The organism is Streptomyces sp. NPDC053755 (assembly GCF_040677675.1).
GTDB lineage: Bacteria > Actinomycetota > Actinomycetes > Streptomycetales > Streptomycetaceae > Streptomyces.
In genome coordinates, this window is sequence record NZ_JBFASK010000002.1 from 13,779 (window position 1) to 37,511 (window position 23,733).

General features: G+C 73.0%; 22 protein-coding genes and 2 pseudogenes. 13 read left to right on the top strand and 11 right to left on the bottom strand.

The window, feature by feature from the left end; translation table 11 throughout:
- Window positions 1-87: 87 nt before the first annotated feature.
- The 6 genes from rimO to AB0K65_RS02950 all read left to right on the top strand — a co-directional run bounded on the left by rimO (window position 88) and on the right by AB0K65_RS02950 (window position 4,398).
- Window positions 88-1,584, top strand: coding sequence for a 30S ribosomal protein S12 methylthiotransferase RimO (rimO, locus tag AB0K65_RS02925; RefSeq protein WP_365713684.1), 1,497 nt, complete (start codon window positions 88-90; stop codon window positions 1,582-1,584).
- A complete protein-coding gene (gene pgsA, locus AB0K65_RS02930) occupies window positions 1,581-2,279 on the top strand; it encodes a CDP-diacylglycerol--glycerol-3-phosphate 3-phosphatidyltransferase (RefSeq protein WP_365713686.1) in 699 nt (232 codons plus the stop codon). The genes rimO and pgsA overlap by 4 nt, the downstream gene beginning before the upstream one ends.
- Entirely contained in the window at window positions 2,276-2,797 is a 522-nt protein-coding gene (locus AB0K65_RS02935; RefSeq protein WP_365713688.1) for a CinA family protein, read from the top strand. Before pgsA ends, AB0K65_RS02935 begins: the two co-directional genes overlap by 4 nt.
- 109 nt (window positions 2,798-2,906) lie before the next feature.
- Window positions 2,907-3,290, top strand: coding sequence for a helix-turn-helix transcriptional regulator (locus AB0K65_RS02940; RefSeq protein ID WP_361915527.1), 384 nt, complete (start codon window positions 2,907-2,909; stop codon window positions 3,288-3,290).
- A gap of 173 nt (window positions 3,291-3,463) precedes the next feature.
- Complete coding sequence (locus AB0K65_RS02945) at window positions 3,464-3,934, top strand: DNA starvation/stationary phase protection protein (protein ID WP_365713690.1); 471 nt, start codon at window positions 3,464-3,466, stop codon at window positions 3,932-3,934.
- Between the two features lie 137 nt (window positions 3,935-4,071).
- Window positions 4,072-4,398: a hypothetical protein gene (locus tag AB0K65_RS02950; RefSeq protein ID WP_365713692.1), complete on the top strand. Its 327-nt coding sequence runs from the start codon at window positions 4,072-4,074 to the stop codon at window positions 4,396-4,398.
- Here AB0K65_RS02950 and AB0K65_RS02955 read toward each other — a convergent pair.
- The 3 genes from AB0K65_RS02955 to AB0K65_RS02965 form a co-directional block, all read right to left on the bottom strand.
- Window positions 4,346-5,116 carry an SDR family NAD(P)-dependent oxidoreductase gene (locus tag AB0K65_RS02955; protein WP_365713694.1) on the bottom strand — a complete coding sequence of 257 codons (771 nt, stop codon included), beginning with the start codon at window positions 5,114-5,116 and terminating at the stop codon, window positions 4,346-4,348. The two genes, AB0K65_RS02950 and AB0K65_RS02955, sit on opposite strands and share 53 nt — an antisense overlap.
- A 36-nt stretch (window positions 5,117-5,152) precedes the next feature.
- A complete protein-coding gene (locus AB0K65_RS02960) occupies window positions 5,153-5,941 on the bottom strand; it encodes a DNA-formamidopyrimidine glycosylase family protein (RefSeq protein ID WP_365713696.1) in 789 nt (262 codons plus the stop codon).
- 111 nt (window positions 5,942-6,052) lie between these two features.
- The gene (locus AB0K65_RS02965) at window positions 6,053-10,690 is read right to left on the bottom strand and encodes an ATP-dependent helicase (protein ID WP_365713698.1); all 4,638 of its coding nucleotides are present in this window, start codon (window positions 10,688-10,690) and stop codon (window positions 6,053-6,055) included.
- A 170-nt stretch (window positions 10,691-10,860) separates the two neighbouring features.
- Here AB0K65_RS02965 and AB0K65_RS02970 point away from each other — a divergent pair, with 170 nt between their 5' ends.
- From AB0K65_RS02970 to AB0K65_RS02980, 3 genes and pseudogenes are all read left to right on the top strand, one after another.
- Window positions 10,861-11,718, top strand: coding sequence for an AraC family transcriptional regulator (locus AB0K65_RS02970; RefSeq protein ID WP_365713700.1), 858 nt, complete (start codon window positions 10,861-10,863; stop codon window positions 11,716-11,718).
- Between the two features lie 25 nt (window positions 11,719-11,743).
- A pseudogene (locus AB0K65_RS02975) lies at window positions 11,744-12,445 on the top strand (AzlC family ABC transporter permease); the annotation flags it as partial.
- A gap of 248 nt (window positions 12,446-12,693) precedes the next feature.
- On the top strand, window positions 12,694-13,002 hold the full coding sequence (locus AB0K65_RS02980; protein ID WP_365713702.1) for an AzlD domain-containing protein: 309 nt from the start codon (window positions 12,694-12,696) through the stop codon (window positions 13,000-13,002).
- Between the two features lie 34 nt (window positions 13,003-13,036).
- Here the strand turns inward: AB0K65_RS02980 and AB0K65_RS02985 are convergent, their stop codons facing one another.
- Entirely contained in the window at window positions 13,037-13,981 is a 945-nt protein-coding gene (locus tag AB0K65_RS02985) for a hypothetical protein (RefSeq protein ID WP_365713704.1), read from the bottom strand.
- A 79-nt stretch (window positions 13,982-14,060) separates the two neighbouring features.
- Between AB0K65_RS02985 and AB0K65_RS02990 the strand changes: the two genes are divergently transcribed.
- Together AB0K65_RS02990 and AB0K65_RS02995 are read left to right on the top strand one after the other, a co-directional pair.
- On the top strand, window positions 14,061-14,255 hold the full coding sequence (locus tag AB0K65_RS02990) for a DUF3046 domain-containing protein (RefSeq protein WP_365713706.1): 195 nt from the start codon (window positions 14,061-14,063) through the stop codon (window positions 14,253-14,255).
- Between the two features lie 304 nt (window positions 14,256-14,559).
- Window positions 14,560-15,759: an AI-2E family transporter gene (locus tag AB0K65_RS02995; RefSeq protein WP_365714225.1), complete on the top strand. Its 1,200-nt coding sequence runs from the start codon at window positions 14,560-14,562 to the stop codon at window positions 15,757-15,759.
- Window positions 15,760-15,780: 21 nt separating this feature from the next.
- Here the strand turns inward: AB0K65_RS02995 and AB0K65_RS03000 are convergent, their stop codons facing one another.
- From AB0K65_RS03000 to AB0K65_RS03015, 4 genes are all read right to left on the bottom strand, one after another.
- Window positions 15,781-16,566: a cytochrome d ubiquinol oxidase subunit II gene (locus tag AB0K65_RS03000; RefSeq protein WP_365713708.1), complete on the bottom strand. Its 786-nt coding sequence runs from the start codon at window positions 16,564-16,566 to the stop codon at window positions 15,781-15,783.
- A 10-nt stretch (window positions 16,567-16,576) separates the two neighbouring features.
- Entirely contained in the window at window positions 16,577-17,863 is a 1,287-nt protein-coding gene (locus AB0K65_RS03005; RefSeq protein ID WP_365713710.1) for a cytochrome ubiquinol oxidase subunit I, read from the bottom strand.
- A gap of 217 nt (window positions 17,864-18,080) precedes the next feature.
- A complete protein-coding gene (locus AB0K65_RS03010) occupies window positions 18,081-18,746 on the bottom strand; it encodes a response regulator transcription factor (RefSeq protein ID WP_365713711.1) in 666 nt (221 codons plus the stop codon).
- Window positions 18,743-19,969, bottom strand: coding sequence for a sensor histidine kinase (locus AB0K65_RS03015; protein ID WP_365713713.1), 1,227 nt, complete (start codon window positions 19,967-19,969; stop codon window positions 18,743-18,745). The genes AB0K65_RS03010 and AB0K65_RS03015 overlap by 4 nt, the downstream gene beginning before the upstream one ends.
- A gap of 330 nt (window positions 19,970-20,299) precedes the next feature.
- Between AB0K65_RS03015 and recA the strand changes: the two are divergent.
- Together recA and recX are read left to right on the top strand one after the other, a co-directional pair.
- Window positions 20,300-21,271: pseudogene (gene recA / locus AB0K65_RS03020) on the top strand (recombinase RecA); the annotation flags it as partial.
- On the top strand, window positions 21,234-22,004 hold the full coding sequence (gene recX / locus AB0K65_RS03025) for a recombination regulator RecX (RefSeq protein ID WP_365714226.1): 771 nt from the start codon (window positions 21,234-21,236) through the stop codon (window positions 22,002-22,004). The pseudogene recA and the gene recX, both read left to right, overlap by 38 nt.
- A gap of 469 nt (window positions 22,005-22,473) precedes the next feature.
- Here recX and AB0K65_RS03030 read toward each other — a convergent pair whose 3' ends face one another.
- The 3 genes from AB0K65_RS03030 to AB0K65_RS03040 all read right to left on the bottom strand — a co-directional run bounded on the left by AB0K65_RS03030 (window position 22,474) and on the right by AB0K65_RS03040 (window position 23,675).
- Entirely contained in the window at window positions 22,474-22,869 is a 396-nt protein-coding gene (locus tag AB0K65_RS03030; protein ID WP_365713715.1) for a rhodanese-like domain-containing protein, read from the bottom strand.
- On the bottom strand, window positions 22,866-23,507 hold the full coding sequence (locus AB0K65_RS03035) for a cysteine dioxygenase (RefSeq protein WP_365713717.1): 642 nt from the start codon (window positions 23,505-23,507) through the stop codon (window positions 22,866-22,868). The genes AB0K65_RS03030 and AB0K65_RS03035 overlap by 4 nt, the downstream gene beginning before the upstream one ends.
- An 81-nt stretch (window positions 23,508-23,588) precedes the next feature.
- Window positions 23,589-23,675: a putative leader peptide gene (locus tag AB0K65_RS03040; protein WP_311605579.1), complete on the bottom strand. Its 87-nt coding sequence runs from the start codon at window positions 23,673-23,675 to the stop codon at window positions 23,589-23,591.
- Between the last annotated feature and the right edge of the window lie 58 nt (window positions 23,676-23,733).

Here is a 23,733-nt window from a genome sequence, read left to right on the forward strand (position 1 = left end):
CCGCCAGGCCCCGTCTCCTCCCGTACCCCCGTCGCGCGGCAACCCTGCGCGGCGGGGGTACGGTCAGGACGAAGTAGTCTTGAGCCCATGCCCGAACGCCGTACCGTCGCCCTTGTCACTCTTGGCTGCGCCCGTAACGAGGTGGACTCGGAGGAGCTCGCAGGCCGCTTGGCAGCGGACGGCTGGGAGCTCGTCGAGGACGCATCGGACGCGGACGTCGCCGTCGTCAACACCTGCGGATTCGTCGAAGCCGCCAAGAAGGACTCCGTCGACGCCCTCCTCGAAGCCAACGATCTGAAGGATCACGGCAAGACCCAGGCCGTCGTCGCGGTCGGCTGCATGGCCGAGCGGTACGGCAAGGAGCTGGCCGAGGCCCTGCCCGAAGCCGACGGTGTGCTCGGCTTCGACGACTACGCCGACATCTCCGACCGCCTCCAGACGATCCTCAGCGGCGGGAACGTCGAGGCGCACACGCCGCGTGACCGGCGCGCCCTGCTTCCGCTCTCCCCGGTGGAGCGGCAGGAGGCGGCCGCCGCCGTGGCGCTGCCCGGCCACGGCGCCGTAGAGGCGCCGGAGAACGTCCCGAGCGACCTCCCCGAGGGCCTGGCCCCGGCCTCAGGGCCGCGCGCGCCGCTGCGCCGCCGACTGGACACCAGCCCCGTCGCCTCGGTCAAGCTCGCCTCCGGCTGCGACCGCCGCTGCTCGTTCTGCGCCATCCCGTCCTTCCGCGGCTCCTTCGTGTCGCGCCGCCCCTCCGACGTCCTCGGCGAGACGCGCTGGCTCGCCGCGCAGGGGGTGAAGGAGATCATGCTGGTCTCCGAGAACAACACCTCCTACGGCAAGGACCTCGGTGACATCCGCCTCCTGGAGACGCTGCTGCCCGAGCTGGCCGCCGTCGACGGGATCGAGCGGGTCCGGGTCAGCTACCTCCAGCCCGCCGAGATGCGTCCCGGGCTGATCGACGTGCTGACGTCGACCGAGAAGGTCGCTCCCTACTTCGACCTGTCCTTCCAGCACAGCGCCCCGGACGTGCTGCGGGCGATGCGGCGCTTCGGCGACACCGACCGCTTCCTGGAGCTTCTGGAGACGATCCGCTCCAAGGCCCCCACCGCCGGCGCCCGCTCCAACTTCATCGTCGGCTTCCCCGGCGAGACCGAGGCGGACTTCGCCGAGCTGGAACGCTTCATCACCCACGCCCGGCTGGACGCCATCGGTGTCTTCGGCTACTCCGACGAGGACGGCACCGAGGCCGCCACGTACGAGCACAAGCTCGACCAGGAGGTCGTGGACGAGCGGCTCGCCCACCTGTCGCGGCTCGCCGAGGAGCTCACCGCCCAGCGTGCGGAGGAGCGGATCGGAGAGACCCTGGAAGTACTCGTCGAAACGGTGGACGCCGTCGACGAGGACGGCGTGATCGGCCGCGCGGCCCACCAGGCGCCCGAGACGGACGGCCAGGTGGTCCTCACCCCCGAGTCCGCCGCACGCCACGATCTGGCCCCCGGCCGTATGGTCAGGGCCAAGGTCGTGGGAACGGAAGGCGTCGACCTGGTGGCCGAGTGTCTTGACGAGGAGGCGGGCAGATGACCGGAGTCCCGGCGTCCGCGACGGGCGGGCCCGGTAGGCCCGCGCCCGGCGGCAAGCTGGGCGCTGCGGCCGTCAACCAGGCCAGCCTGTGGAACATCGCCAACATCCTGACCATGGTCCGGCTGGTGCTGGTCCCCGCCTTCGTGGTGCTGCTGTTCCAGGACGGCGGCCACGATCCCGCGTGGCGCGCCTGGGCCTGGGCCGCGTTCGCCGTCGCCATGATCACGGACATCTTCGACGGGCATCTGGCGCGGACGTACAACCTGGTCACGGACTTCGGGAAGATCGCCGACCCGATCGCCGACAAGGCGATCATGGCCGCCGGACTGATCTCCCTGTCCTGGCTGGGGGACCTGCCGTGGTGGGTGACGGGCGTGATCCTCGCCCGGGAGCTCGGCGTCACCCTGATGCGGTTCTGGGTGATCCGCCACGGGGTGATCCCGGCCAGCCGCGGCGGCAAGATGAAGACGCTGGCGCAGGGCACGGCGGTCGGCATGTACGTGCTCGTGATGACCGGTCCGCTCGCCACCCTGCGCTTCTGGGTGATGGCGGTCGCCATCGTGCTGACGGTCGTCACCGGCCTGGACTATGTGCGACAGGCGGTCGTCCTGAGGCGCCAGGGACTGGCCGCCGAGCGTGCCGAACGGTCCGGCGGGCCGGCGGTGCCGGGGCCCACGGCGGGGTCCGCGCGATGAAAGAGGCCGCCCTGGTGCTGGATCTGCTCGCGGAGCGTGGTCACACCGTGGCCGTCGCGGAGTCCCTCACGGGCGGTCTGGTGGCCGCGGAGCTGACGTACGCGCCTGGGGCGTCGGCCGGCTTCCGCGGGTCCGTCACGGCGTACGCCACGCCGCTCAAGGCGGAACTCCTGGGCGTCGACCAAGCCCTCCTGGCGGACCGCGGGGCGGTCGATCCGGAGGTCGCGCTGCAGATGGCGGCCGGTGTGCGCGATCGGCTCGGATCGGACTGGGGCATCTCCACGACCGGTGTCGCCGGACCCGAGCCGCAGGACGGGCAGCCCGTCGGGACGGTGTACGTCGCCGTCGCCGGACCGGCCGGATCGGGCGCCGCGGCCGGGAAAGTGGCCTCATTGCGGTTGAACGGCGACCGCGCGGACATCCGTAGAGAGAGCGTACGCAGCGTGCTGGAACTGCTCGGCGACGAACTGTCGGGAAATGCGCGGGCACAGGATACGGAACAGAACGGGGGGAATTGATGTTTGCAGCCCTGAGTGAACACGACATCGCTCCCCGCACGGCCGCAGCGCGAGGCGGTACGGTGGGGCGTGAAGGATGCGGCTACGCGGTCCGAGGAGGGAGCCACCGATGATTCTGCTCCGTCGCCTGTTGGGTGACGTGCTGCGTCGGCAGCGCCAGCGCCAGGGCCGTACTCTGCGCGAAGTCTCCTCGTCCGCCCGAGTTTCGCTCGGCTATCTCTCCGAGGTGGAGCGGGGGCAGAAGGAGGCTTCCTCCGAGCTGCTCTCCGCGATCTGCGACGCGCTTGACGTACGGATGTCCGAGCTCATGCGTGAAGTGAGCGACGAGCTGTCGCTGGCCGAACTGGCCCAATCGGCAGCGGCGAGCGAACCGGTGCCGGCGCCGGTACGCCCGATGCTCAATTCGGTGTCGGTGACGTCGGTGGCAGGTGTGCCCACCGAGCGGGTGACCATCAAGGCGCCCGCGGAAGCGGTGGACGTCGTCGCTGCCTGAACCGGCCTGAACCGAATGGGCGAGAGCCCCGGAAGGTGTCCCAGAGCGGACACCAGCCGGGGTTTTTGTCTTTTTCCGGGCCGGTCGTCAGGGTTCGCGCGCTTGGTTTGAGATGCCCGATGCGGGTCATGCGTGCCATGGTGAGGAAACGTACGACTGGTTGGAGAACAGGCATGTCCGTCGTGAAGAGCTCGTTGTCCGAGGCCGACCTCAAGACGGTCGGCGATGCCCTGCAGGGTGCCCTGGTCGACCTCGTCGACCTCGGCCTGGTCGCCAAGCAGGTTCACTGGAACGTGGTCGGGCCCCGGTTCCGCTCCGTCCACCTCCAGCTCGACGAAGTCGTGGTGAGCGCCCGCCAGCACTCGGACGTGGTCGCCGAACGCGCGTCGGCGGTCGGTGTCAACCCCGACGGCCGGGCGGCGTCCGTGGCCTCCGGGAGCGCCATCGGCGAGGTTCCCACGGGCTGGATCAAGGACACGGACGCGGTGAAGATCCTGGTCGACGCGCTGGGCGCGGTGATCACGCGGATGCGGGAGCGGATCGAGGTCACGGACGAGCCCGACCCGGTCACCCAGGACATTCTGATCGGCCTCACGGCCGACCTCGAGAAGCACGCGTGGATGTTCCAGGCGGAGAGCGCCTAACCGTGACGGGCGGCGTGCGTGAGGGAGGCGGGGCGGGCTCGACGGGCCCGTCGAGCCTCCCGCGCGCCCGTGCGGCCTTCGATGCGCCCTCCCGCCGCGCGATACGCCCGGTCTAGCGTCGACCGGAGGAGGCGGCCATGGTACGGCGACGGTTTCCGCTGGTCGCGCTCGCGCTGGTGGCGAGCGGACTGGCGGTCGGCGGGCTGTGGTGGTGGGCCGTCCTGCGCCTCGTCCTGGTGCCGGACCGGTCCGGGCTGGTCGAGGGCGTCGTGGCAGCCGGCGGCTGGGGACTGAGCCTGCTGCCGGTGCATGTGGCGGCGTCCACCTCGCGTCGGCCCGGGGGCCGAATACGGCCGGGGAGCGCCGGGCCCACGGCCTGGCGCGGATGGTTCACGGCCTGGCAGGAGCGGTTCACCACGGCATCGCGACCCCGCCGTTCGGGCGGAGGATCTGACCCGTCGTGAACGACGAGGCGTCCGAGGCGAGGTGGAGCACCGCGTGGGCGATGTCCTCGGGCTCGCCGACCCGGCGCAGGGGTGAGTGCCGGACCATCGCCGCCTCCGCCTCTTCCTGCGCGGCCGGTTCGTCGCGGTCGGTCATAGGCGTGCGAATCCATCCGGGGGCGACCGCGTTGACGCGTATGCCGTGCCCGCCGACCTCGGTGGCCAGGGTCTTGGTCAGTTGCACCACGGCGGCCTTGGCGACGCTGTAGCAGAGCAGGCCCGCACGCGCCGAGTCCACCGCTCCCGAAGCCATGGTGACGACCGAACCGCGGGTGCCCGAGGCGATCATCGACCGGGCGCCCTCCTGGCATGCGTACAACACTCCTTTGAAGTCGACCGCGAACACGCGGTCGAACTCCTCGTCGCACGTCTCCAGGACCGTGCTCGTGTGCATGATCCCGGCGATCGCGGCCATGACGTGGAGCGGCCCCGGGACGCTGCCGACTGCCGCCGCCAGAGCGGCGCGGTCGGTGACGCCGAGGAGGTGGAGGCGGGCTGCCGGGCCCCCGCCGTCGGCGACGCGGACCGCGGTCTCCCGAAGTCCCCGTTCGTCCCGGTCCGCGCAGTGGACCGTCGCGCCCGCCTGCGCGAGGAGGACGGCCGTCGCGCGGCCGATCCCGCCCGCGGCGCCGGTCACGAAGGCGGTGCGGCCGCTGAGGTCGTACGCCGTGAGAGGCATGAGGGGACCGTACGGGCGAATCTGACGGCCCGTCAATCAGTCGGTGGGGCCCTTCTGGCAGCCCGGACACCAGTAGGTGACGCGGTCGCCGAGTTCGGCCTTGCGGATGGCGGTCCCGCAGCGCAGGCAGGGGCGGCCGCGTCGCCCGTAGACGTAGAGGTCCTGGGAGGACCTCCGGGCGGACGTCGTCTTGCGGGAGGTCCGGTCCTTGTTCTCCTCCAGGAGGCGGCGGGCCGTGGCGACGAGCCGTTCGGGCACCTCCGACGGCAGCTCGCCCACCGGCAGCCAGGGCGTGACCGCGGCCAGGAAGGCCAGCTCCGACTTGTAGACGTTGCCGATGCCCGCCAGATTGCGCTGGTCCAGAAGGGCCTCGCCGAGTGACCGCGCGGGGTCGGCGGTGAGCCGGCGGACCGCTTCGGCCGGGTCCCAGTCCGGGCCGAGCAGGTCCGGACCGAGGTGACCCACGACGTCCGGTTCCTCGGAGGTGCGGATCAGTTCGAGGACGGGCAGGCGGTAGCCCACCGCCGTGCGCTCGTCGTTGCCGAGGATCGCCCGGACCTGGTGGAGGGGGCCGCCGCGCCACCGCTCATCGTTGGCGTACACCTGCCAGGAGCCGTCCATCCGCAGATGGGAATGGAGGGTCAGACCGCCCTCGATCCGGGTGAGCAGGTGCTTCCCGCGCGGGGTGACGTCGAGGACCGCACGGCCGGTGAGGTCGGCCGTCGCGAACCGGGGCACGCGCAGATCGGACCGGGTCAGCACCCGCCCCGCCAGTGCCGCGTGCAGCCGATGGGCGGCCAGCCAGATGGTGTCTCCTTCGGGCATGGCTCCATCATGCGGGATCGCCGGGCGGGGGCGGGCGCCCTCGGGGCGGAGCCGGAGGCCGGGGGTACGGGTTGCTGTCGTCGAGTGCCCCGGCCGGGCCGGCTCGCGGACTCAGGGGCGGAGGCGGAGGCCGCGGGGGGTGGCGTGGAAGCCGGCGGTCTCCAGGGCTCGGGCGAGGGGGGAGGTGAGCGCGGCGGCTCCGTTGACCCGCTCCACCGTGACCGTGCCGAGCGAGCCCGCGAGGGCGGACGTGGCCAGCGCCTCGGCGGCGGCTCTCAGCGCCGGGTCGTCCGGATCCTCGGGCCAGCACAGCAGCGTCTTTCCGCCGCGCTCCATGTAGAGCGTCAGCTCGCCGTCGACCACCACGACCATCGCACCTGCCTTGCGGCCGGCTTTGTGGCCCGCGCCCGTCGGAGGCTCGGGCCACGGCAGCGCGGCGCCGTACGCGTTGGCCGGGTCGGCGGCGGCCAGCACCACCGCGCGCGGTCCCGCCCCTGCCTCGGCGCCACGGTCGCGGGCGGTCGCCGCGGCCCGGAGCCGGTCCACCGCGCCGTCCATCGCGAACTGGGCCGCGCCGAGCCCCTCCACCACATAACCGCGCCGGGCCTGTCCGCTGTCCTCGAAGGCCGACAGGATGCGGTACGTCGCCGAGAAGCCGCCCTCGACGCCCTCGGCGGCCACGGCGCCCCGGGTGACGACCCCGTGCCGGTCCAGGAGGGTGCGGGCGAGCGCGTGGGCGCGATGGGTCGGTTCCGGCTCGGCCGGAGGGAGCAGCGACCAGCGGCCGCTGACCGTCGGCGGACCGGTCCGGGAGGCCGTCCGGGCGGCCGCGGTAAGCGTGCCGTAGCGCCCGCGGGGGACCGTCCGCTTGGCGCGGTGCGCGGTGGAGCCCGCCGTGCGGCCGGAACCGAGCAGCGAACGCAGCGGTGCGAGGGTGTCGTTGGTGAGCCGCCCCGACCAGGCCAGGTCCCATACCGCGTCGGCCAGTTGCGGATCGGTCGCGTCCGGGTGGGTGGTGGCCCTGACCTGGTCGGCGATCTGACGGAAGAACAGGCCGTAGCCCCCGGTCAGGGCGGTGAGCACGGACTCGTGCAGGGCGGTGGTCTCGAGCGGGTGCGGCGGCGGGAGGAGCAGGGGCGCCGCGTCCGCGAGGTAGAGGGAGACCCAGCCGTCCTTGCCGGGCAGGGCGCCCGCGCCGGCCCAGACGACCTCGCCGGTCGTGGTCAGCTCGTCGAGGAGTGCGGGGGAGTAGTCCCGGACCCGGGACGGCAGGATCAGTTTCTCCAGGGCCGAGGCGGGCACGGGCGCGCCCTGCAGCTGCTCGACGGCCCGCGCGAGGCCGTCGATCCCGCGCAGGCTGCTGCCGCCCAGGTGCTGCCACTGGGGAAGGAAGGTGGCGAGCGCGGCCGGGGGCACCGGCTCCAGCTCGTGCCGGAGGGCCGCGAGCGAGCGGCGGCGCAGACGGCGCAGCACCGCCGCGTCGCACCACTCCTGCCCGATCCCCGAGGGGTGGAACTCGCCCTGGACGACCCGGCCGGCCGCGGACATCCGCTGGAGGGCGCCGTCGGTGACGGCGGCGCCCAGACCGAAGCGCGCGGCGGCCGCGGACGACGTGAACGGCCCGTGCGTGCGCGCGTACCGGGCGAGGAGGTCGCCCAGCGGGTCCTTGACCGGCTCCGTGAACGCCTCGGGCACTCCGACCGGCAGGGCCGTGCCCAGCGCGTCCCTGAGCCGGCCGGCGTCCTCGATCGCCGCCCAGTGGTCCGTGCCGGAGATCCGGACGCGCAGGGCCCGGCGGGCCGTGGAGAGCTGGGGAGCCCAGTCCGGGTCGGCGCCCCGCTCCGCCAGCTCGGCGTCGGTGAGCGGACCGAGGACGCGCAGCAGGTCGGCGACGCCCTCCACGTCCTTGATCCTGCGGTCCTCGGTGAGCCACTGGAGCTCCCGCTCCAGCTCGCTCAGCACGTCGGCGTCGAGCAGCTCGCGCAGCTCCGCCTGGCCGAGGAGCTCGGCGAGGAGCCGTGAGTCCAGGGAGAGGGCGGCCGCCCGCCGTTCGGCGAGGGGCGAGTCGCCCTCGTACAGGAACTGGGCGACGTAGCCGAAGAGGAGGGAGCGGGCGAACGGGGACGGCTCCGGGGTGGTGACCTCGACCAGCCGGACCCGGCGGGACTCGATGTCGCCCATCAGCTCGGTGAGCCCGGGGACGTCGAAGACGTCCTGGAGGCACTCGCGGACGGCCTCCAGGACGATCGGGAAGGAGCCGAACTCGCTGGCGACCTGGAGCAGCTGCGCGGCGCGCTGGCGCTGCTGCCAGAGGGGCGTGCGCTTGCCCGGGTTGCGCTTGGGCAGCAGCAGGGCCCGGGCGGCGCATTCGCGGAACCGGGAGGCGAACAGGGCCGAGCCGCCGACCTGGTCGGTGACGATCTGGCTGATCTCGCCCTTGTCGAAGAGCGCGTCGGCCGCCCCGATCGGGGCCTGGTCGGCGTCGTACGTCGTGTCGAGGTGCCGGTCGGTGCCCGCCGGGTCGTGGTCGAGGAGGTCCAGGCCCATCAGGTCGGCGTCCGGGAGCCGCAGCACGATCCCGTCGTCGGCGTGCATGACCTGGGCGTCCATGCCGTACCGCTCGGCGAGCCGGGCACCGAGGGCCAGCGCCCAGGGAGCGTGCACCTGGGCCCCGAAGGGGGAGTGGATGACGACCCGCCAGTCGCCCAGCTCGTCGCGGAAGCGCTCCACGAGGATCGTGCGGTCGTCCGGCACATGACCGCAGGCCTTGCGCTGCTCGTCCAGATAGGCGAGGACGTTGTCGGCGGCCCAGCCGTCCAGGCCGGCGGTGAGCAGTCGCAGCCGGGCGTCCTCGGGCTCGAGCGAACCGACCTCGCGCAGGAACGCCCCCACCGCGCGGCCCAGCTCGAGCGGACGGCCCAGCTGGTCGCCCTTCCAGAAGGGCAGCCGGCCCGGCACGCCCGGCGCGGGGGAGACCAGGACCCGGTCGCGGGTGATGTCCTCGATCCGCCACGACGTGGTGCCCAGGGTGAAGACGTCCCCGACCCGGGACTCGTACACCATCTCCTCGTCGAGCTCCCCGACTCGCCCGCCGCCCTTCTTCGGGTCGGCGCCCGCCAGGAAGACTCCGAACAGGCCGCGGTCGGGGATCGTGCCGCCGGAGGTGACGGCCAGCCGCTGCGCGCCGGGGCGGCCCGTGACCGTGCCGGCGACGCGGTCCCAGACCACGCGCGGGCGCAGCTCGGCGAAGGCGTCCGAGGGATAGCGGCCGGCCAGCATGTCCAGGACGGCCGTGAAGGCCGACTCGGGCAGGGAGGCGAAGGGGGCGGCCCGGCGGACCACGGTCAGCAGGTCGTCCATCTGCCAGGTGTCCAGGGAGACCATCGCGACCAGCTGCTGTGCCAGCACGTCCAGGGGGTTCGCAGGGATCCGCAGCGACTCGATGGACCCGCTGCGCATCCGCTCGGTGACCACGGCCGCCTGGACGAGGTCGCCGCGGTACTTCGGGAAGACCACGCCCGTGGAGACGGCGCCGACCTGGTGTCCCGCGCGGCCCACCCGCTGCAGGCCGGAGGCGACCGAGGGAGGCGACTCGACCTGGACGACGAGGTCGACCGCGCCCATGTCGATGCCCAGCTCCAGGCTGGAGGTCGCCACCACGGCGGGCAGCCGGCCCGCCTTCAGGTCCTCCTCGACCTGGGCGCGCTGCTCCTTGGAGACCGAGCCGTGGTGCGCCCGGGCGAGCAGTGCCGGAGCGCCCTGCGCCGCCCCCGACTGGGCCATGATCTCGGCCGGCGGGGAGCCCTCGGGGAGCGCCTCGCCGGTGGCGCGCTCGTACGCGATCTCGTTGAGCCGGTTGCAGAGCCGCTCGGCGAGCCGGCGCGAATTGGCGAAGACGATCGTGGAGCGGTGGGACTGGACGAGGTCGGCGATGCGCTCCTCCACGTGCGGCCAGATCGACGGCTTGTCGCCGCCCTCCTTGCCGTCGGGGGCGGGGGAACCGACCAGCTCGCCCATGTCCTCCACCGGGACGACGACGGAGAGATCGAACTCCTTGCCCGAGGGCGGCTGCACGATCTCCACCCTGCGCCGCGGGGAGAGATAGCGGGCCACCTCGTCCACCGGGCGGACGGTCGCCGAGAGACCGATCCGGCGCGCCGGGCGCGGCAGCAGCTCGTCGAGCCGCTCCAGGGACAGCGCGAGATGGGCACCGCGCTTGGTCGCCGCGACCGCGTGCACCTCGTCGAGGATCACCGTCTCGATGCCGGACAGGGCATCGCGCGCGGCGGAGGTCAGCATGAGGAACAGGGACTCGGGGGTGGTGATCAGGATGTCCGGCGGCTTGGTCGCGAGCGCCCGGCGCTCGGCGGCCGGGGTGTCGCCGGAGCGGATGCCCACCCGCACCTCCGGCTCCGGCAGCCCCAGCCGCACCGACTCCTGGCGGATCCCGGTCAGGGGAGAACGGAGATTGCGCTCCACGTCGACCGCGAGGGCCTTCAGCGGCGAGACGTAGAGCACCCGGCAGCGCTTCTTGGGGTCCGCGGGCGGGGGGGCCGAGGCGAGCTGGTCGAGGGAGGCGAGGAAGGCGGCCAGGGTCTTGCCGGATCCGGTGGGCGCCACGACGAGCACGTCGGAGCCCGCGCCGATGGCCTGCCAGGCGCCTTCCTGCGCCGCCGTGGGCGCGCTGAAGGCCTGGGTGAACCAGCCGCGGGTCGCGGGGGAGAACGAGTCGAGCGCAGACCTGACCATGCCCCCCATCGTGCACCCGGCCACTGACAACGGGTGGTGGTGACGGGTCCGGCGGGGTGGCGTGGGCGTGCCGGGCGGGTGGCGGTGCGGTGGGCGGCCGGGTGGAGGAGGCCTGTCCATGACATGGACGCGCAGGTCGGAGGCGGTGCGGGCGGCGCAGAATGGAACCCATGGCGATCCAGCCGAGCGGCGGTCACAAGGACGAATGGGCCAGGCACTGGCAGTACCCGGGCGTGCCCGGCCTCGATCTGCTGCGCGCCCGCTATGTGAGCCACTCCTTCACCCGTCACAGCCACGAGGGGTTCGTCCTCGGCGCCGTGCGCCGGGGGATCGAGGACGTGGTGATGCCGGAGGGCACGATCCGGGCCCGGCCCGGCACCGTGGTCCTCATCAACCCCGAGGTCCCGCACGCGGCGCACGCCGGCGTGCCCGAGGGCTGGTCGTACGCCACTCTCTACCCGTCCTCCCAGCTGATCGCCGGGATCGCGGACGAGGAGACCACCCTTCGCGGGACGGTCGGGTTCGCCGAGACGATCGTGGAGGACGAGGAGACCGCCCGGCTCATCCAGGCCGTGCACCGGGCCGCCGAGGAGGGCAACGCCCTCGCCGCCGACAGTTTGCTGCGGATCGGCGTGGCCCGGTTGCTGCGCCGGCACGGCCAGACCCTGCCGGCCCGCACCCCGCAGGCGGCCGGAAGCCGCGCGGCGGTCAGGGCCCGGGAGGTCCTGGAGGGGCGGATGTCCGAGCCGCCCTCCCTGGAACAGCTGGCCCGGCAGCTCGGTGTCAGCCCGTTCGCGCTGCTGAGGGCGTTCAAGAGCGAGTACGGCATGCCCCCGCACACCTGGCTCACCAACGCGCGCGTACGCCGTGCCCGTAGCCTGCTGGAGAACGGTGTCGCGCCGAGCGAGGCGGCCGTGACCGTCGGGTTCACCGACCAGCCCCACCTGAACCGGCATTTCACCCGGATCGTCGGGGTTCCTCCCGGTGCCTACCAACGCGAGCGCGCAAGAACGTACAAGACCGGGTGACGAGGCGGCTCGTAACGTCCCTGGCGTGGCAGAACAGACAGCACCCCCGGTCATCCGGGACGCACCAGAGAAAACGGACTCCGCGGTCGTACGGGACGCACTCGGCGTCGGCATCGCCGTCGGGCTCTCCGGCTTCGCCTTCGGCGTGACGTCGGCGGGGGCCGGGCTCACCCTGCTCCAGACCTGCGCGCTCAGCCTGCTCGTCTTCACCGGGGCCTCGCAGTTCGCGCTCGTGGGCGCGCTCGCCGCGGGCGGCAACCCGTTCACGGCCGCCGCCGGAGCCTTCTTCCTCGGCACCCGGAACGCCTTCTACGGCCTGCGGCTCTCCCAGCTGCTCGCCCTGCCGCGGGCGGTCAGGCCGTTCGCCGCCCAGTGGGTGATCGACGAGACGACGGCGGTGGCGCTCGCGCAGCCCACGCGGCGGGCCGCGCGGATCGGGTTCACCGTCACCGGCATCACGCTCTACGTGCTGTGGAACCTGACGACGCTGCTCGGAGTGCTCGGCGCCGAAGCCCTCGGCGACACCGAGGCCTGGGGCCTCGACGCCGCCGGTCCGGCCGTCTTCCTGGCGCTGCTCGCCCCGATGCTGCGCACCGCCACCGAGCGGGCCACGGCGGGAATCGCGGTCCTGCTCGGCCTCGGACTGCTGCCCGTCCTGCCTGCCGGTGTCCCCGTCCTCGCGGCGGCGCTCGCCGCGCCCCTCGTGCTGTGGGTCCAGGGCCGGCGCGACGCCGCGAAGGCGGGGAGCGGCGGCGAGAGCGCACGCGGCGGGGACGCCGGGAAGAGCGCCGAGGCCGGGGAGTTCTCAGCGCAGGGGGAGAACGGGAGGGCACCAGCGCACGGGGAGAGAGGGAAGTCCCCAGCGAACGGCCAGGGCAGGCGGGCCCCGGTGAGCGGGCGCGGCGGGAGGACCGAGGCCGCCGGGGAGAGCGGAACGGCCCGGGCGACCGGGGACAGCGGAACGGAGGGCGGCCGGTGAACGTCTGGATCGCCATCGGCCTCACCACGGCCGGGTGCTACCTCGTCAAGCTCCTCGGGCTCCTGGTGCCCGCGGGCACCCTGGAACGACCTCTCGTCCAGCGTCTCGCCGCCCTGCTGCCGGTGGCCCTGCTCGCGGCCCTCACCGCTCAGCAGACCTTCGCGGCCGGCGGGGCCCTCGTCCTGGACGCCCGCGCCGCGGGCATCGCGGCCGCCGCCGTGGCCCTGATCGTTCGGGCCCCCTTCCTGGTGGTGGTGGGGGCGGCGGTCGTCGTGACCGCGGGCGTCAGGGCCATCGGCGGCTGAAAAGGGCAGGGCGGCCCCGCCCGGCGCTTCGCCGTCAGTCGATCGGGCGGCCGTGGGCGCGCAGCGTCCGCAGGGCCTCGATCGTGACGACGGGGCGCGCCTCGAGCGCCGTGCCGGGGGCCCACTGCCGCCAGGTCACCGGCCAGCCGCCGTCCTCGCCCTGAGCAGCGGCGAGGTGATCGAGGGAGCGTGCCATCTCCTCCTCCGTGAACCAGCGGCGGGCCAGCGAGTCCGGCACGCGCGCGTAGTCGTACGGAAAGTGGTGCTCGCCCGGGGCGTATCCGGGCGCCACCGGGAACTCGTCGAGCCGGTCGGGGTCGAGGACCGCCAGCCGCTGCTCCCGGACGAGGCGTCCCAGCCGGTCGCCCGCCGCCTGCGCCCGCGACCGGTCGGGGGCCCCGTCGAGGAAGGCCACGGCGGCCTGGATCTCGTACGGATGGGACTTCTCCAGCGACTCCACCGCCGCCCAGCAGAACTCGGTGGCACGGAACAGCCAGGCGTGCCAGACCTGGTTGCGGTGGAGCAGTCCGACCACCGGACCGGTGGAGAGCAGGTCGCTGGGCGGGGCGTCGACGACCGGTACGAAGGGCGCGTGGGGGTAGGCGCGCTGGGAGGGCAGGACCGCGGGCAGCGCGCCGTCGTGGGTGGACACCTCCGTGAGATAGCGGCAGATCCGCTCGATCCGCAGGCCGCCGCAGCGTCCGATGGAGTCCAGGACCCGCAGCGCGTGCCCGGTGTGCAGCGGCTGGCTGACCGGGCCGCGCAGATCGGGCTCGAGGGCGTGGCCGTACCCGCCGTCCTCGTTGAGGTAGGCCGACAGCGCGGCCTCGACGGGCTCCGCGCCCGCGCGCAGGAAGTGGTAGGCGAAGCGCCGTTGTTCGAGGACGCGGGCCGTGAGCCAGATGAAGTGCTCGGCACGCGCGAGGGGGGACGGCGCGTGCGGAGCCGCGGACGGATCCGCGAGAGGAGTTCCAGCCATGGTCCGACCGTAGGGCGGAAACGGCCGCTGACAAGGGGGATGGACCGGGCTGCACTCTTGGGAGCGGGATACTGGGGTCATGCGGTTGACGATTTTCTGGGAGCGGATGGCCGACCACTTCGGCGCGGCCTACGCCGAGTCCTTCGCGCGGGACCACGTGATGTCCGAACTCGGCGGGCGTACGGTCCACGAGGCCCTGGACGCGGGCTGGGAGGCCAAGGACGTGTGGCGCGCGGTCTGCTCGGCCGTCGGCGTGCCCGACGACAAGCGCTGACGAGCGCTGACGGGCGGGGCCGGGGCGCGATGTCCGTCCGGTGCGCGAGACTGGCGGGGTGGCTCCGACTGACGACTCCGACGAACCCGACCGGACAGAACCGACCGAACCGACAGCACCGGTGGGCGGCACCGGCGGCACCGGCGTGTCCGGCCCGGGCCGCGACACCGATGACACCGGCCGTACGCACGACACCGGCCGTACGCACGACACCGGCCGTACGCACGACACCGGCCTGGGCGCGACCGGGGACGAGCGGGGGCCCGGGCGGCCGGCGAGGCCCGGCGGCCCGGTGACCGCCGCGATGCCCGCGTCCGCCCCCGGCGGTGAAACGGCCGTCCCGCCCGCCGCGCGCATGCCCCGCTGGCTGCCGCGGGCCCTCGTGCTCGCCCTCGCGCTCTACGCCTGCTTCCAGCTCGGCAGCTGGGCCTTCCATCAGCTCATCGGGCTCCTGGTCAACATCCTCGTCGCCTTCTTCCTCGCCCTCGCCATCGAGCCGGCCGTCGGACGCATGGCGGCCCGGGGCATGCGCCGGGGGCTCGCCACCTTCCTGGTCTTCTTCGCCGTCATGGTCGTCGGCGTCGGCTTCGTCGTCCTGCTGGGTTCGATGCTCGCGGGCCAGATCGTCGACATGGTCGAGAACTTCCCCAAGTACCTCGACTCGTTGATCAACTGGATGAACCAGACGTTCCACACGGAGCTGTCCCGGGTCGAGGTCCAGGACAGCGTGCTGCGCTCCGACTGGCTGCGGAAGTACGTGCAGAACAGTGCCAGCGGTGTCCTGGACATCTCGGCCACGGTCCTCGGCGGCCTGTTCAAGCTGCTGACGATCTTCCTGTTCTCGTTCTACTTCGCCGCCGACGGCCCCCGGCTGCGTCGCGCCCTGTGCTCCGTCCTGCCGCCGACCCGCCAGACCGAGGTGCTGCGGGCCTGGGAGATCGCCGTCGACAAGACCGGCGGCTACCTCTACTCCCGCGGGCTGATGGCGCTGATCTCTGGTGTCGCCCACTTCGTCCTGCTGGAGGTCCTGGGCGTGCCCTACGCGCCCGCGCTCGCGGTGTGGGTCGGCCTGGTCTCGCAGTTCATCCCGACCATCGGCACGTATCTGGCGGGCGCGCTGCCGATGCTGATCGCGTTCACCGTGAACCCCTGGTACGCCTTGTGGGTGCTGGTGTTCGTCCTCATCTACCAGCAGTTCGAGAACTACGTCCTGCAGCCCAAGCTGACCTCCAAGACCGTGGACATCCACCCCGCGGTGGCGTTCGGTTCCGTGATCGCCGGGACGGCGCTGCTCGGCGCGGTCGGCGCGCTGATCGCGATCCCGGCCGTCGCCACGCTCCAGGCGTTCCTCGGCGCCTATGTGAAGCGGTACGACGTGACGGACGACCCCCGCGTGCACGGCCACCGGCGCTACGGCGAAGCCGTGGTCGCCCGGCTGCAGAAGGCGCTGCACCACAAGAAGGAGCAGGGCCGGGGCGCGTCCCGGGAGGAGGACGGCACCTGATCTTGTGGGATGCCGGACGGATCAGAGGTAGGAGGGGCGGGTCACCCGGTGCCGGAAGGTGCGCCAGGTCCACACCTGGGCGGCGACCAGGAGCGGTGTGACGACCAGCAGCGCCGGGACGAGCAGGGTGAGCGTGGCGGTGTCCGCCGCGTGCTCGGTCAGCGGGAGACCCGCTCCGGCCGGCAGCGCGAGTGCCCCCAGCAGCCCGCCGGTGAGGGCGAAGGACTGCCAGGAACCGGTCCGTCCGACCGGCCGGCGGGCGCGTTCGTAGGGGAGGCCCGTCAGCCGGAGCGTGGCGAAGCCGAGCCCGTGCGCGGCGAACAGGGCCGCCACGGCGAGGGCCGTGACGACGGCGACGGACCCGGTGGCGGCCTCGTACGGCTTCCCGGTCAGCAGCGCCGCCAGCAGCAGGCCCCAGGACAGCGCGACCGCCCAGCTGCCGCACACCACCGCCCCGTCGCACACCGCCCGCCAGGCGCGGCCCCCGCCGCGGCCGCGCGACCACAGGCCGGCGTCCCGGACCACCCAGCCCGTGAGCAGTGGCACGAGCACCGTGAACTGTCCGGTCAGCAACTCCCCTTCCAGGTCGGGGAAGCAGCCGATCAGCACGCCTGCGGTGGCGACGAGCCATACCTCGTTGCCCAAGAAGAAGGGCGCGAAGGAGGCGATGACCAGGCGCCGTTCGTGATCGGTGCGCCCGAGGTAGGGCATGAGCATTCCGGTGCCGATGTCCGCGCCGCCGAGGACGAGGTAGCCGGTGGCGAAGAAGGCGAGCAGGGCGATCGCGAGGATGTCGAGGGTGTGCACGGTCCGCTCCTCAGAAGCGCGCGGGGGGAAGGGCTGCTGCGTGTTCCTCGGGGGAGGCCGTGCGGTCGTCGTGACCGAGGCCGGAGTCGACGGGGCCCCGGCGGGCGCAGCGGGCCAGCAGCCATGCGTTGAGGACGGCGAGCAGAGCGAAGAGGGTGGTGAAGACGGCCAGTGAGACGCGCATCGACGTGGGGGACAGGTCGGAGACCGCGTCCTCGGTCCTCAGCAGCCCGTGGACGACCCAGGGCTGGCGGCCCGCCTCCCGGAAGACCCAGCCGCTGATCATCGCGACGTACGGCAGCGGCACGGCGGCCATCAGGGCGAGGTGCCAGAGCCGGAAGCGGAAGACGACCTTCTTGAAGCAGGCGAGGATCGCCCCGGCGAAGGTGAAGTACATCATCAGGCCGAAGCAGACGAGCATGACCAGGGCGCCGCCGCGGGTCCAGGCTTCGGAGGGGACGTAGTCGCCCGGGCCGTAACGCGCCGCCATGTCCGCCTGGATCCGCGCGATCTCGGCCGTCTCCTGGCTGAACACGGCCGACTTCATGGGCTGGAGGGTGCTCAGCGCACCGAGCTGGACGCCGCCGAAGGCGGCCGTCACCATCAGCGCCGGCAGGGAGAGGAACACCCCGATCCGCAGGCTCCGGCCGAAGAAGTCCCACTCGAGCGTGCGCCGGAAGAGGTGGTACGCGCTGACCCCGGCGACGAAGAAGCCGGCCGTGAGCAGGGACCCCGCGAGGACGTGGCCGAAGGCGAGCAGGGCGGACGGATTCGTCAGCACGGCGACGGGATCGTCCAGGACCAGCTTGTCGCCCTCGACGCGGTGCCCGACCGGGTTGTTGAGGAAGCCGTTGGTGACCAGGATCCAGTACGCGGAGAGGTACGCGGTCAGCGTGACGATCCAGATCGCCGCCAGATGGGCCCATCGGTTCAGGCGGTTCCAGCCGAAGATCCACAGGCCGAGGAAGGTCGACTCGACGAAGAACGCCACGATCGTCTCGACCGCGAGCGAGGCCCCGAAGACATTGCCCGCGTAGTGCGTGAGACCGCTCCAGCTCATCCCGAACTGGAACTCCATCACGATGCCGGTGACGATCCCGACCGCGTAGTTGATCACGTACAGCTGGCCCCAGAAGCGGACCATGCGCGCGTGCGCCGGCTTCCGGCCCACCGTCGCCACCGTCTGGAGCACGGCGACGACGGTCGCGAGCCCCAGCGTGAGGGCGACGAAGAGGAAGTGGCCGCCGGCCGTGAGCGCGAACTGCAGTCTGGCGAGATCGAGGACGTCTGGATTCACGTCGCCAGCGTCGGTGTACGGGTCGGGTCGCCGCGTCGGCCGGCGGGGGACACCGGCCCTACCCCACGGGTCGTGCCTCCCCCCGCGCGCGTACCCCGGGAGTTGCGTCCACGGCGGCGCGACCCCTAAGGGGTGGATGCGGGGGCGGGTGACCCCTGAGGAGTGGATCCGCGGGTGCGGGCCTCGCACGGTGCTCGTCGCACCGGCGTCGGTTCCGCTATCCCAGCCAGCCGGGCGTGATCATCCCCGACTCGTACGCCAGGATCACCAGCTGGGCCCGGTCCCGGACGCCGAGCTTGGTCATGATCCGGCTGACGTGCGTCTTCGCGGTCGCCGGGGAGAGGACGAGCCGCCCGGCGATCTCGTCGTTGGAGAGCCCGGCGCCCACCAGTCCCATCACCTCGCGCTCCCGCTCCGTCAGGGCGTTCAGGCGAGGGCCGGGGTCCGGCTGCCGGCCGCGGTTCGCGAACTCCCCGATCAGCCGGCGGGTGACGGCCGGGGCGATCAGCGCGTCGCCGCGCGCCACCACGCGTACCCCGTGCAGCAGCTCCATCGGCTCGGTGTCCTTCACGAGGAAGCCGCTGGCGCCGGCGCGCAGGGCGCCGTAGACGTGGTCGTCGACGTCGAAGGTGGTCAGGATGACCACCCGGACCCCTTCGAGCCGCGCGTCCGAGGTGATGCGGCGGGTGGCCTCCAGCCCGTCGAGGACCGGCATCCGGATGTCCATGAGCACCACGTCGGGGCGCAGCTCGCGGGCGAGCGCGATCGCCCGCTCCCCGTCCCCGGCCTCGCCGACGACCTCGATGTCGTCCTCGCCGGCCAGGATCGAGCGGAAGCCCGCTCGGACCAGGGTCTGGTCGTCGGCGAGTACGACACGGATCATCGGGGGTCCCCCTTGGAGGCGGTCTGCGGTGCGGTGCGTGCGGCGAACGGCAGCCGGGCGTCGACCCGGAAGCCCTCCGCGGTGCCGCGTGCGGTGAGTTCGCCGCCGAAGGCCAGGGCGCGCTCGGTCATCCCCCGGATGCCGCTGCCCAGCGGCGACTCCTCCGGGCAGCCCTCACCGTCGTCCTCGACGCGCAGCCGCAGCTCGTCCGCGCGCCAGTCGAGCGTGACCGTGGCGACGTGGGCCCGTGCGTGCCGGGTGACGTTGGTCAGCGACTCCTGCACGATCCGGTACGCGGCGAGGTCGACGGGCGGCGGCAGGTGTACGGGGGTGCCGACGACACTCGTACGGACGTCGAGCCCCGCACTCCTGGCGCGTTCCACCAGCTCGCCGAGGAGGGCGAGGCCGGAGGGCGGCGAGGTCGGCGCGGCCTCGTCGGCCTGGCGCAGGACCCCGAGCGTCGCCCGGAGCTCGCGCAGCGCGTCCTTGCTCGTGGCCTTCACCGCCTCCAGTGCCTCGGTGGCGGCGGCCAGGGCGATCTCCGGTTCGGGCTTCTTGCCCAGCCGGTGCAGCGCGGCCCCGGACTGGACGTTGATCAGCGAGATCGTGTGGCCCAGGACGTCGTGCAGTTCCCTGGCGATCCTCAGCCGCTCCTCGGTGGCGCTCTGCCGGGCCCGGGCCTCCTGCTCGCGTTCGGCGGCGAGCGCGCGCTGCTCGACCTCGTGGAGGTAGGCGAGCCGGGTCCGCTGGGCGCGCCCCACGGCGACCAGGCTGATGAGCCAGCCGGCGAGCATCACCAGCGAGGTGTCGTCCATCTGCCGGTGGCCGGGCTGCTGGCGGATCTCGCCGAGGCCGACGGCGAGCAGCGTCGCGGCGGCGAGCGCGACGGACGCGGCGAAGCGCCCTTCCGCCGCGGTGGTGTAGAGCGCGAGGGCGAAGGCGATCATCAGCGGTCCGTCCTGCGCGGACAGGGGGTAGTAGGCCACACAGGCGAGCAGCGTGACGACGGCGACCGTGACGGGCAGCCGACGGCGGAAGTAGAGCGCTCCGCAGCCGACCGCCAGCAAGGCCCACCCGAGGGCGGTGCGGGACGCCGGCTCGGTCGCGTAGCGCGCCGAGACCAGGGTCCAGACGGCCACGACGAGGGTGACGGCGAGCGTCACGACGGCGTCGGCGGCCCGGGGCGGCAGGCGGCCGCCACGGACGCGGGAGGGGAGGGCCATGTCAGGAAGGATAGGTGGCGGGGCAGCCTCCCCGACGCGTCCCGCCGGGGCCGGACCGAGGCGGCTCGGCCCCTTCGGCCCCTTCGCGCGGGGGGCGCGCCGGCAGGGGTCGGTGGCCCTCGGCCCGGCCCTCCGCCGTCGGCGTGGTGCGCTTGACACCAAAATCGAACATCCATTCTGATGGAGGTCCGGCCCCTGGAAACACGGGCTTCTCGGCGGGGGCGCCGCCGAGTTTTCCACAGGTCGGAAGGACGCCGGGGCCCATTGTCAGTGGCAGGGGTTAGCGTCTTTCACATGAAGCGATCGACTCAAGCAAACCGGGTGGAACCCATGGCAGGAACCGACCGCGAGAAGGCGCTCGACGCCGCGCTCGCACAGATTGAACGCCAATTCGGCAAGGGCGCCGTGATGCGCATGGGTGACCGCGTCCAGGAGCCGATCGAGGTGATCTCCACCGGATCGACCGCCCTCGACATCGCGCTCGGCGTCGGCGGTCTGCCCCGCGGCCGTGTCGTGGAGGTCTACGGCCCGGAGTCCTCCGGTAAGACGACCCTGACCCTGCACGCCGTCGCCAACGCCCAGAAGGCCGGCGGTCAGGTCGCCTTCGTGGACGCCGAGCACGCCCTCGACCCCGAGTACGCCAAGAAGCTCGGCGTCGACATCGACAACCTCATCCTGTCCCAGCCGGACAACGGCGAGCAGGCCCTCGAGATCGTCGACATGCTGGTCCGCTCCGGCGCCCTCGACCTCATCGTCATCGACTCCGTCGCCGCGCTCGTCCCGCGTGCGGAGATCGAGGGCGAGATGGGCGACTCGCACGTGGGTCTGCAGGCCCGACTGATGAGCCAGGCCCTCCGGAAGATCACCAGCGCCCTCAACCAGTCCAAGACCACGGCGATCTTCATCAACCAGCTCCGCGAGAAGATCGGCGTGATGTTCGGCTCGCCGGAGACCACGACCGGTGGCCGCGCCCTGAAGTTCTACGCATCGGTGCGCCTCGACATCCGCCGCATCGAGACCCTCAAGGACGGCACGGACGCGGTCGGCAACCGCACCCGGGTCAAGGTCGTCAAGAACAAGGTCGCGCCGCCCTTCAAGCAGGCCGAGTTCGACATCCTCTACGGCCAGGGCATCAGCCGCGAGGGCGGTCTGATCGACATGGGCGTGGAGCACGGCTTCGTCCGCAAGGCCGGCGCCTGGTACACGTACGAGGGCGACCAGCTCGGCCAGGGCAAGGAGAACGCCCGCAACTTCCTGAAGGACAATCCCGACCTCGCCGACGAGATCGAGAAGAAGATCAAGGAGAAGCTGGGCGTCGGAGTCCGGCCGAAGGACCCGACGGCCGAGCCGGCCGCGGAGGCCGCGGGCGTCGCAGAGACGGCCGCCGACGACGCCGCCAAGTCCCCCGCGACCCCGGCGGTCAAGGCGACCAAGGCGACCAAGGCCCCGGCGGCCAAGAGCTGACGCGGTGACCGGGCGTACCGAATGGCCGGGCGACAGCCCCGACTCGTCGAGGGCCGAGAAGGAGCTGTCGCCCCAGGATCCGGCTGAGCGGGCGCGGGCGATCTGCCTGCGCCTGCTCACCGGGACCCCCCGCACCCGCAAGCAGCTCGCCGACGCCCTGCGCAAGCGGGAGATTCCCGACGAGGTGGCGGAGGAGGTCCTCTCACGCTTCGAGGACGTCGGGCTGATCGACGACGCCGCCTTCGCGGACGCCTGGGTGGAGTCCCGGCACCACGGGAGAGGGCTCGCCCGCCGGGCTCTCGCCCGCGAGCTGCGCACCAAGGGCGTCGACCCCTCCCTGATCCAGGAGGCGGTGGGTCAGCTCGACTCCGAGCAGGAGGAGATCACGGCGCGCGAACTCGTCGACCGCAAGCTCCGCGCCACCCGTGGCCTGGAGCGTGACCGGCGACTGCGCAGGCTGGCGGGGATGCTCGCCCGCAAGGGGTACGCGGAGGGCATGGCCCTGCGGGTGGTCAGACAGGCACTGGAGGAAGAGGGCGAGGACACCGAGGGGCTGGACGAGCCCTTCTAGGGCTTGCGGGGATGCGCGTACCCGGGGGAGCGCTGTGGTGTCCCGGTGGACGCCCGGCTACGCTCGCGCGTCCCTCACCGAGCAACACCGAGCCGGCTGTCCACCATCGAGCCCGCGCGCGCCGCAGGGCCCGCGCCGGCCGTCGAGTCCGCCCCGGTTGCGGGGCCCGCACGCCGCGCCGCCCGAGGCCGCGTCCGCAGCCGCGCCGCCCGTACGCGCGGCCTCGCGGACTCCCGCTGCCGAACCGGCTCCACTGCCGGGCCCGTGCCCGTTGCCGAGTCGGCCTCCGCCGTGCCGTGCCCGTTGCCGAGTCGGCCTCCGCCGTGCCGCGCCCGTTGCCGAGTCGGAGTCGGCCATCCATGCTCGCGGCCTCGCCGACTCCCGCTGCCGAGTCGACCTCCACGGCGCGGCCCGGGCCGCGCACGCTCCCGAGCCGGAGTCGGCCGCCCGCGCTCGCCGCCCCGCCCGCTCAGGGAAGGAGGACCGGGAGGCCCGCCGCCTTCCATGCCTGGAAGCCGCCGATCACGTCGGTCGCGCGGTGGAGGCCCAGTTGGCGGAGTGAGGCGGCCGCCAGCGAGGACGCGTAGCCCTCGTTGCACAGCACGACCACCCGCAGATCGTGGCTGACCGCTTCGGGCGCGCGGTGGCTTCCCAGCGGGTCGAGCCGCCACTCCAGCTCGTTGCGTTCCACGACCAGGGCCCCCGGGATCAGCCCGTCCCGCTCGCGCAGCGCCGCGTACCGGGTGTCGACGAGCAGCGCGTCACCCGCCTCGTAGGCGTCGTAGGCCGCGCGGGCCTCGATCCGGTCCAGGCCGGACCGCACCCGCTCCAGGTGCTCGTCGATGCCGATCCGTTCGCCGCTCACTGCCAGTCCTCCGGACGCTCGACCTGCTCAAGGCGGAGCACCGCGCCCGACCGGCTGAAGCGCCGGAGCAGCGGGAGCGGCGGATAGTACGCGTGCACCGAAACGGCGTGGGCGACCCGGGACTCGTTGAGCACCTCGTGCACATGGTGCTGCCCGAACGCCCTGCCCCTGCCCGTCGGCAGCTCCCTGGACCGGTCGACCCCCTCTGCGAGCTCCAGGGTCTTCCAGCCGCTCGCCGGAAGCCGGACAGCCAGGGAGTGCTCCTTCAGCGTGCCGCGCGCGGTGGTGAAGGCGCCGTGCGACTCGGCGTGGTCGTGCCAGCCGGTGCCGGTGCCGGGAGGCCAGCCGATGAGCCAGGCCTCGCTGCCGCCGGGGCCGTCGAGCCGCACCCAGGTACGGCCCTCCGGGTCGAGGGGCAGCGAGTCGATCAGCGCGGTGTCCGCGGCCGTGCGGCGGACGAAGTCGAGGAGTTCGGCCGCGGTGGGAGCGGAGGAGCCCACGGCCGGTGCTCCCGCCGGGGACACCGTGACCGAGGGGGACGAGGCGGCGGACGTCGACGGCGCCACGGAGGCAGCCGGCGCGGCGGGCGCGGGCGCGGCGGGGACCGCGGGAGGGGCGGAGGCATGCTGCTGGGACACGGGGGACCGTCCTGGAGTTCGCGGGGAGACGCGCGGGACCACGCCGACGTCAGCGGCGGTTGCGCGCGGGGAAGGGCGAATTCAGCAGGAGGGGCGACACACGCAGCCCGCGTAGCGGACGAGGTCCATATGGACCCTCCGCCACAGGCGCACATCGGTGTCGGTCATGATCCGGAGTACACCATGTGCGCCCGCGACGGTCAATCGACGTCCGCGGTGCGGTCGC

Bases quoted from the DNA above. Each gene is read 5' to 3' on its own strand.
- AB0K65_RS02970 (WP_365713700.1), top strand. From the start codon at position 10,861: ATGGCGATCCAGCCGAGCGGCGGTCACAAGGACGAATGGGCCAGGCAC.
- pgsA (WP_365713686.1), top strand. From the start codon at position 1,581: ATGACCGGAGTCCCGGCGTCCGCGACGGGCGGGCCCGGTAGGCCCGCG.
- AB0K65_RS02935 (WP_365713688.1), top strand. From the start codon at position 2,276: ATGAAAGAGGCCGCCCTGGTGCTGGATCTGCTCGCGGAGCGTGGTCAC.
- AB0K65_RS02995 (WP_365714225.1), top strand. From the start codon at position 14,560: ATGCCCGCGTCCGCCCCCGGCGGTGAAACGGCCGTCCCGCCCGCCGCG.
- AB0K65_RS03015 (WP_365713713.1), bottom strand. From the start codon at position 19,969: ATGGCCCTCCCCTCCCGCGTCCGTGGCGGCCGCCTGCCGCCCCGGGCC.
- AB0K65_RS03010 (WP_365713711.1), bottom strand. From the start codon at position 18,746: ATGATCCGTGTCGTACTCGCCGACGACCAGACCCTGGTCCGAGCGGGC.
- AB0K65_RS02960 (WP_365713696.1), bottom strand. From the start codon at position 5,941: ATGCCCGAAGGAGACACCATCTGGCTGGCCGCCCATCGGCTGCACGCG.
- AB0K65_RS02990 (WP_365713706.1), top strand. From the start codon at position 14,061: ATGCGGTTGACGATTTTCTGGGAGCGGATGGCCGACCACTTCGGCGCG.
- AB0K65_RS02955 (WP_365713694.1), bottom strand. From the start codon at position 5,116: ATGCCTCTCACGGCGTACGACCTCAGCGGCCGCACCGCCTTCGTGACC.
- AB0K65_RS02950 (WP_365713692.1), top strand. From the start codon at position 4,072: ATGGTACGGCGACGGTTTCCGCTGGTCGCGCTCGCGCTGGTGGCGAGC.
- AB0K65_RS02940 (WP_361915527.1), top strand. From the start codon at position 2,907: ATGATTCTGCTCCGTCGCCTGTTGGGTGACGTGCTGCGTCGGCAGCGC.
- AB0K65_RS02985 (WP_365713704.1), bottom strand. From the start codon at position 13,981: ATGGCTGGAACTCCTCTCGCGGATCCGTCCGCGGCTCCGCACGCGCCG.
- AB0K65_RS03040 (WP_311605579.1), bottom strand. From the start codon at position 23,675: ATGACCGACACCGATGTGCGCCTGTGGCGGAGGGTCCATATGGACCTC.
- AB0K65_RS02945 (WP_365713690.1), top strand. From the start codon at position 3,464: ATGTCCGTCGTGAAGAGCTCGTTGTCCGAGGCCGACCTCAAGACGGTC.
- AB0K65_RS02965 (WP_365713698.1), bottom strand. From the start codon at position 10,690: ATGGTCAGGTCTGCGCTCGACTCGTTCTCCCCCGCGACCCGCGGCTGG.
- rimO (WP_365713684.1), top strand. From the start codon at position 88: ATGCCCGAACGCCGTACCGTCGCCCTTGTCACTCTTGGCTGCGCCCGT.